The 6,336-nt window shown below is 67.7% G+C and carries 6 protein-coding genes; 4 read left to right on the forward strand and 2 right to left on the reverse strand.

The window, feature by feature from the left end; translation table 11 throughout:
• Together menE and GOHSU_RS03900 are read left to right on the forward strand one after the other, a co-directional pair.
• Window positions 1-929, forward strand: a 929-nt coding sequence (gene menE / locus GOHSU_RS03895) for an o-succinylbenzoate--CoA ligase (RefSeq protein ID WP_005937096.1), incomplete at its 5' end; no start/stop codon positions are given.
• Between the two features lie 69 nt (window positions 930-998).
• Window positions 999-2,189, forward strand: a complete 1,191-nt coding sequence (locus tag GOHSU_RS03900; RefSeq protein ID WP_005937099.1) for an ATP-grasp domain-containing protein — start codon at window positions 999-1,001, stop codon at window positions 2,187-2,189.
• Between the two features lie 68 nt (window positions 2,190-2,257).
• On the opposite strand, the gene GOHSU_RS03905 is transcribed toward GOHSU_RS03900, so the two are convergent.
• Both GOHSU_RS03905 and GOHSU_RS03910 read right to left on the reverse strand, forming a co-directional pair.
• Complete coding sequence (locus tag GOHSU_RS03905) at window positions 2,258-2,614, reverse strand: hypothetical protein (protein WP_024332496.1); 357 nt, start codon at window positions 2,612-2,614, stop codon at window positions 2,258-2,260.
• 91 nt (window positions 2,615-2,705) lie between these two features.
• Window positions 2,706-4,163: an alpha/beta hydrolase family protein gene (locus tag GOHSU_RS03910; RefSeq protein WP_005937105.1), complete on the reverse strand. Its 1,458-nt coding sequence runs from the start codon at window positions 4,161-4,163 to the stop codon at window positions 2,706-2,708.
• A gap of 296 nt (window positions 4,164-4,459) precedes the next feature.
• Between GOHSU_RS03910 and GOHSU_RS03915 the strand changes: the two genes are divergently transcribed.
• Together GOHSU_RS03915 and GOHSU_RS17160 are read left to right on the forward strand one after the other, a co-directional pair.
• Window positions 4,460-5,332, forward strand: coding sequence for a 1,4-dihydroxy-2-naphthoate polyprenyltransferase (locus GOHSU_RS03915; RefSeq protein WP_005937107.1), 873 nt, complete (start codon window positions 4,460-4,462; stop codon window positions 5,330-5,332).
• 119 nt (window positions 5,333-5,451) lie between these two features.
• Window positions 5,452-6,324, forward strand: coding sequence for a hypothetical protein (locus GOHSU_RS17160; RefSeq protein WP_024332497.1), 873 nt, complete (start codon window positions 5,452-5,454; stop codon window positions 6,322-6,324).
• The last annotated feature ends 12 nt before the right edge of the window (window positions 6,325-6,336 follow it).

The raw sequence follows: 6,336 nt of genomic DNA on the forward strand, positions 1-6,336 counted from the left end.
CGGCGCTGGCGGCCTCGGCGGCCGGCACCGCCGAGGTACTGGGCGGACCGGGCAGCTGGCTGCTGACCCTGCCCCCGCACCACATCGCCGGACTGCAGGTGCTGCTCCGGTCCCTGGCAGCCGGGCACGATCCCGTCGTCGTCGACGTCTCGACCGGATTCGATCCGGCGGTACTGCCGGCAGCGGTGGCCGCGATGCCCGGTAGACGCCGGTACACCTCGCTGGTGCCGTTGCAGTTACGCAAGGCGCTGGCCGATCCCCGGGCCTGCGAGGCACTGGCGGCGCTCGATGCGATTCTGGTCGGCGGGGCGGCGACCCCGCCGGCGCTGGCCGAGCAGGCCCGGGCGGCCGGACTGCGCATCGTCACGACCTACGGGATGAGTGAGACCGCCGGCGGCTGCGTGTACGACGGGCGCGCGCTGCCGGGGACCCGGATGCGGATCATGAACCCGGGCTCCGACGGTGTGGGCCGCGTGGAACTGGGCGGGGACACCACAGCGCTGGGCTATCGCGACCTGCCCGAGCATCCCGCGTTCGCGGTGCCCGGCTGGTTCGGCACCGATGATCTGGGCGCGATCGACGGCGGCGTGCTGCGCATTGTGGGACGCGCCGACGAAGCCATCTCGTGCGGCGGACTGACCGTGGTCCCGCAGGTGGTCGAGTCGGTCCTGGAGCACCTCGACGGCATCGAGGCGTGCGCGGTGTTCGGAGTGCCGGACGAGCGGCTGGGTCAGGCGGTGGCGGTGGCGGTGGTTCCGGCGACCGGCGCCGTGGTCCATCTGGACATACTGCAGAAAGCGGTCACCGAACAGCTGAGTCGCTACGCCGCCCCCCGGCACCTGCTCGTCGTCGATCAGCTCCCGGTCCGGGGGCCGGGGAAGCTCGACCGCCGGGCGCTGACCAGCCGTTTCACCGACGGCACAAATTGAGCGAATCACCGGCACGATCAGCTGCGCCAAGACTCCGGGATCGCGCTCCGAGGCTGCTAGGTTGTACCCATGTCTGCCGACAATCCCCGCCTGCTGATAACCAGCGCACGCATGCCGTTCGCCGTCGACGAGATCCACAAACTCGGCGAGGAGATGGGCCGCTATGTCGCCGCCACCGACTCGTTCCGGGAATCTCCCGGCCTGCACTCGAAGGGTGTCGATAAGCGCATTCTGACCGCGCCCCCGACCCAGGAGCCCGACCAGTTCGTCACCGATGTGATCGACGCGATCGGCGCCGAGCAGATCGACTGGGTGCTGCCGATGTTCGAGGAGGTGTTCTACCTCGCGGCCAATCGGGAGCGCATCGAATCGGCACACCCTGAGGCGAAGCTCTTCTGGCCCAGCCTGGACGCACTGCTCGAGGTGAACGACAAGTCCACCTTCATCGACCTGTGCCAGCGCGTGGGCCTGCCGGTGGCCGAGACCATCATCTGCACCACCCCCGAGGAGTTCGTGGCTGCCACGCAGAAGTGGGAGCATTGGTTCGCTCGCGCCACGTTCGGCCGCGGCGGACTGGACGTGATCACCAACTACGGTCCGCTCGCCGGGGAGACCAAGGTCGAGGACATCAAACCCACCGAGAGCGATCCCTGGCTGGTGCAGGAGTTCCTCGTCGGCGAGGACCGCTGCAGCTGGAGCGTCGTGCACGAGGGCGAAGTGGTGCTGCACTCGTGCTATCGCCACCCGCTGGCCATCGACGACCGCGGCGGCATCGTCTTCGAGTCGGTCGACTCGCCCGAGTCGCTGGCTGCGGTGCAGAAGATCGCCAAGGAACTGAACTGGACCGGCCAGATCAGCATGGACTACCTGGCCACCGAGGACGGCACGCACTACATGGTCGAGTGCAACCCGCGCCCGACCGCCGGCTGCACCGTGGCCACGGCCGAAGAGCTGGACACCGCGCTGTTCAACCCGGACGGGCTGGTCGTGGTGCCGGGTGGCCGCAAGAAGATGATCAAGGCCGCCGTCCTGCGGGACGCGCTGATGCATCCGCGCCGGGCCAAGAGCGACTTCGCCGCGGCCAAGGGCGCCAAGGGCGTCTACGACCAGCGCAAGGATCACATGCCGCTGATCTACTCGGCGCTGAGCCTGCGGCACGTGCTGGCCTATCGCAAGGCAGCCGGTAAGGAGCGCGCCAAGGAGCAGCTGATGGCCGCGCAGTTCTTCGACATCCTGTACGACGGTTCGCCGCTGACCTGACCGGTACGACGTGCAGAAGGGGCTCCGCCGATCGGCGGAGCCCCTTCTGTTCGTGCGATGCAGCCGGGTCAGGTCCAGAGGACCGCGACGCCGGCGGCAGCCACCGACAGTGCCACGGCCGACCAGAAGACCGGCACGGGCACCGGATCGCCGCCCTTGCGGGTCTTCGCGCTGCCCATACCGAGGACACCACCCAGCAGCACCAGCAGCACCAGTTTGGTGCCGATCTTGGCGTAGTTGGGATCGAATTCGCCGAAGGGCGCCGACAGGACGACTCCGGTGATCAGCGAGACGACGATGCCCAAGTTCATGGTCATGTTGAACTCGTACCGGCGGCGCATCGCCGCATCCAGCAGCGCGCCCAGGGTCATGGCGAAACCGATGAGGTGAATGACGAGGACTATGTGGCGGAGTACTACATCCATGCGCCCACCATACGGTCGTGTCCGGTCTGTCCGCCTCTTACCATTACCTAACTAGAGAGCGGCCGAACGGCCTGGATCAACAGTGCCGCGCTCAGCTCGCCGGACTCAGTTCGGTCTGGAGCACCGGCGTCTCGGTGGTGGTCGTCTCGGTGGTGGTCGTCTCGCCGGTGCCGAGCCCGGTAGCCGGGCCGGAGCCCTCACCTGCCGGCGGATCCGCCGGGCTCTCGGTGTTGGAGAGGTCTTCCTGGGTGACGTCCGAAGGCACCTGAGTCGATTCACTCCGCTCCGGCTGCGCATGGCGGGGAGCATTACCGCTCCATTGCCGCTTCGGTTCGGCCCACTGCCCCTCGGTGTCGAGGCGGCGATGATTCCGGACAGTGCGGTCCTTGTCCGTGGACGTCTGATCGGTGACGAGTGAGAACGCCGACGGCGGGGTGCCGGATGTGTCCGCGGCGGAGCCGTCGGGAGAGACATTCGGGGCGATCGGGGTGAGTTTGCCGGTACCGCCCTCAACCGGGAACGGGCTAGCCGATTGTTTATCGGCGATGTCGGTCATCGGATAGAAGAGCTCGGCCTGTCTGTCCCAGCGCTCCAGATCGGTTGCGCGGTACTTGATTCCGAGGGCGTCGTAGATCATCGCGTTCAGCAGTGCGAGCGGGTGGTAGGTGTCGTAGACGGCGTAGGTGGTCTGACCGTCAACGGACGACAGCATGGTCGGACCACCGGTGACCAGCGTGTGTTCGTTCTCACTCTCCGAACCGTCGAGGTGGCCGTAGGGGCCGTCGCCCGGGGAGTGGATGGCCAGGAAGCCGGCCGCATTGACCAGCAACGACGATCCCGGGCGCAGCCAGTTCCACTGCCAGTCGGCGACCGGGTCGCCCTGCACGATCACCGAGACCACCTGAACGCTGCCGGAATCCTCCGGATCACGGGCGCCGTTGTTGTCGATGCCGATCAGACCGAGCAGCGGGGTCACCCACAGATCGCTCAGCGGCAGGTTCTTGCCGAAACTCTTGATGCCCCAGGGGCTGCGGGGATCGGAGACCAGCAGGATCAGGCTATTGGTACCGAGGACTCCTTCACCGACCTCCTCTGCGGCGTTACCGAGAGCCTCGGCACCCTGCGAGTACCCGGTGTAGACGACGACGCCGTTGTAGGGCTCTTCTCCGTTGTAGGGCCCTTTGCCGTTGAGCGCCCGCATGACATCAAGGTTGCCGGTCTCAGCGACGGTGCGCGAGGCCTTGTAGGTCGGCGCCAGGAACGGCAGGCCCAGCGCCGCGTCGGATTTGCCGCCGATGATTGGCCAGAACGATTCGGGGTATTGAACGTACCCGGCCTCGCGACTCCCCACGAGGCGGTCGACCCGTGGATGCAGGCCGGTGTCACCGGTGCCGGGGGTAACGATCACGATCGCGTCCAGACCATTGTCGGCGATGAGCTGACCTAGGAGGTCGTCACGCGTATCGGTCGCGGCCACACCGTCGGCCCAGGTGACCGGAAGCGAAGCGGTCGCGTTACGAGCGGCCGACGGAACCGGCGTCGCGGCCATCGCGTACGGGGCGACCGCCCCAACGCAGAGGCCGCACGCAAGAGCAGTCGCAGCCAGACGGGTACGGACAGTAGTCGACCGGGAAGTCACAAGTGGGTCCTTCGATGAGGTCCGGACAGGGCAGACGTCGACACAGAACGGCCGTCGACAGGTCCGGGCACGCCCTTCAGAAAACCACGTCGGGGCCTGCATCGGCGTCGGGCGAAAGGGGGAACCGAACAGATTCCACCGAACGACTGTCACCAGAATTAGGGCCATACTCGGCGCGCGATATCGCGGGTGCAAGGATGACAAGCGTGGCAACTGTGAGTCAGTGGATCGAGGGCGCACGCCCGCGCACCCTTCCCAATGCGATCGCTCCCGTCGTCGTCGGTACGGGTGCCGCGGCGCACGTCGGCGAGGTCAACTGGTGGAAGGCAGCACTGGCCCTGCTGGTGGCACTCGCGCTGATCATCGGGGTGAACTTCGCCAACGACTACTCCGACGGCATCCGCGGCACCGACGACGACCGCGTCGGCCCGCTGCGCCTGGTCGGCTCCGGTGCGGCCAGTCCGGCTGCAGTCAAGGCCGCGGCGTTGACCTGCCTGGGCATCGCCGGGGTGGCCGGTGTCGTGTTGTCGGTGACCACCGCCTGGTGGCTTCTGGTGATCGGGGCCCTCTGCCTCCTGGGCGCCTGGTATTACACCGGCGGAAGCCGGCCCTACGGTTACGCCGGGTTCGGCGAGGTGGCCGTATTCGTGTTCTTCGGACTGGTGGCAGTCCTGGGAACCCAATTCGTGGTGGCCGGGAAGGTCGACGCGATCGGCCTGGTGTGCGCGGTCGCGATCGGCAGTTTTTCCAGCGCGGTACTGGTGGCCAACAACCTGCGCGACATCCCGACCGATACCGAGTCCGGCAAGCTGACTCTGGCCGTTCGCCTCGGCGATCAGCAGACACGCACCCTGTTCGTCATCCTCGTATCGATCCCGATGCTGATCACCCTGTGGCTCGGCGCGTTCCACGACTGGTGGGGATTCTTCGGTCTGCTGGCCCTGCCGCTGGCGGTGCTGGCCGTCCGGCCGGTCGCCTCCGGGGCCAAGGGCCGCGCCCTGATCCCGACGCTGGCGACCACCGGGCTGGCCATGCTCGTCTGGGCGATCGCCACCGGGCTAGCCGTCGGCCTGAGCTGACCGAATCCGGCGGTTATGGTCGGACAATGCGCTTCAATCCACCGCCCAACTGGCCCCCACCGCCCAGTCCGGGTTGGACCCCGCCGCCCGGCTGGCGGCCCGACCCAAGCTGGGGTCCGGTGCCCGCCGGCTGGCAGCTGTGGATACCCGAGACCACAGCACCGCCTGCCGCGACGGTTCCGCCGTACGCCCGGACGGCGCCGACCGGCAGACGCACCGGCACCCTCACCGGAATTCTCCGGCACCGCGTCTGGGCATCGGTCACCACCGTCGTAACGGCGCTGGCCGTGATCGTCGCACTCTTCGCCTGGTCGCGGCCAGGAGCGGGGCCCACGGGCCGCGTTCAGCTCGCCGCAGCCACTCTGGGCCCGGTGATCGAATTGACCGGCGAACGGGGCGGCCCCGGCGCCGGCCCTCCCCAGAGCCAAGAGGTCGGTGCGGTGCCTATCGACGTCACTCTGAAGAACACCGGAGACCAGCCGGTGCGGGTGACGTCGATCAACGTCGACCTCCTCCAGGGCGACCGGATCCGACAGTGCCACGCCGCTGGCGCCGGACCCGGACGGATCACGGCGTCGTATTCGGTACGCCTGCCGATCGGGCCGGACTACCAGCTGAAGCTCGGTCCCGTCACCGCTCCCGCCGAGTTCACCGTCGCGCCGCAGCAGACCGACCGGATGGTGATCACGGTCGGACCGGAGAGCCAGAGTCACCTGTTCGTGGACCTCATCGCCTTCCGGATCAACCTCGGCCTCGACGACGGCTCCCGGGTGGAGCTGCCCTCGGTTGCCGCAGCCACCGCGGTCGAAACGGCGAAGAACTACACCGAAGGTGCCCAGAAGCTGGGGCCCGAGTTTTTCCAGCATCTGGGTGTTACTTGCTTCAAGGAGATGGGCGAGCTGTTCGACAACGCCTTCGCGGCCACGGATCTGCAGACCGAGCCCCTCAAAGAGCTGCGGACGATCTACGCGAAGATCGTCGAGCGCTTCTGAGTCGCCGAACGA

Origin of the sequence: Gordonia hirsuta DSM 44140 = NBRC 16056, assembly GCF_000333015.1 — a bacterium.
GTDB lineage: Bacteria > Actinomycetota > Actinomycetes > Mycobacteriales > Mycobacteriaceae > Gordonia > Gordonia hirsuta.